The 1,034-nt window shown below is 59.5% G+C and carries 1 protein-coding gene and 2 pseudogenes; 1 reads left to right on the top strand and 2 read right to left on the bottom strand.

The window, feature by feature from the left end; all coding sequences use genetic code 11:
* Positions 1 to 279, top strand: a pseudogene (locus EHH60_RS37915) (hypothetical protein); the annotation flags it as partial.
* 60 nt (positions 280 to 339) lie between these two features.
* Here the strand turns inward: EHH60_RS37915 and EHH60_RS36875 are convergent.
* Positions 340 to 537 carry a tyrosine-type recombinase/integrase gene (locus tag EHH60_RS36875; protein WP_245454699.1) on the bottom strand — a complete coding sequence of 66 codons (198 nt, stop codon included), beginning with the start codon at positions 535 to 537 and terminating at the stop codon, positions 340 to 342.
* A gap of 28 nt (positions 538 to 565) precedes the next feature.
* Positions 566 to 835, bottom strand: a pseudogene (locus EHH60_RS36870) (group II intron reverse transcriptase/maturase); the annotation flags it as partial.
* Positions 836 to 1,034 lie beyond the last annotated feature (199 nt).

Here is a 1,034-nt window from a genome sequence, read left to right as displayed (position 1 = left end):
ACCTTGGCCTTGAATGCCGGTGCGTGCTGCCGGCGGGCTCGTTTGCTCATCGTCTCTCCTGATTCGCGGGACAATCTTGCCCGCCGTCAGGCAGAAACTCCACTTATCGCCCTGTCCAGATTTCCGGAGCCAGCTCACTCCGTCCGCATTCTCGAGGACGGAACGATGCCCCGGCCCATCAGGCGCGGCGGTGTGGTTCTGTGGGACATGCGACTGATCGACCGAGCGTTCGAAGTCCTCTCAGGCGATGCGGAAGGCGCGACCCTTGGGCTAGTGTGAGCCTAACGCGGCAATAGCCCGCTTGGCGACCAGCCTTTGCTCCGCAGCCTTCGTGTACCGTTACAGCTCTTTCAAGCTGTCGTGCCCGGTTATGCTGGCAATCACCTTCAAGGATAAGCCCAGCTCGGCCAGTCGACGCGCTGCCGCGAAGCGCAAGGTGTGGGGACTGCATTGTGTTGTGATTCCAGCTGCTTTGCCCCAGGCCGAAAACTTGCCGGTGAACGACTTATCGCTATAAGGCTTTCCGCGTTCAGTCAGGATGAATGCAGGCGCATCGGCAGCGATCTTGCAAGATCCTGTCCGAGGCCGTTGGTATTCCCAACGGTCGCGTGCTGCCAGCTCCGCCTTACGGTATGTCAACGCGCCGCACCGGAGGCGGAAAGTAGCTGCCCGAACTCATCCGATTCCAGATCCGATAGAGATTCTTACTCAGATCTCGGTCGAAGTCTTCGATCGACTGCCCGTCAACACCAGCTGCCCCTTGGTTAGCCTTCACTTGCTTATACGCCTCCCACACATCGCGTTTGGCAATACAAAACGGCTTGGCCTTACTCATGCCGATCATCCCCTTTCGGGTTGTCGACCGCGTAAAGCCGGATGACAACGCCCCTTCGGTCCAGTGCCATTGCAGCGCCTTCGTCCCTAATACGGGCGTTTCCGCCCCTGTGCTCCGCATCGGTACTCTGCTCCTTGCGGCGACGAGCCGCTTGGAGTCCTCCCTTCACATCGGAGCGACAGGTTCCTGTGTTCCTTGT

This window comes from Bradyrhizobium sp. RP6 (genome assembly GCF_003837805.1).
In the GTDB taxonomy this organism is placed as follows: domain Bacteria; phylum Pseudomonadota; class Alphaproteobacteria; order Rhizobiales; family Xanthobacteraceae; genus Bradyrhizobium.
This window is presented reverse-complemented; position numbering and strand designations above follow the sequence as displayed.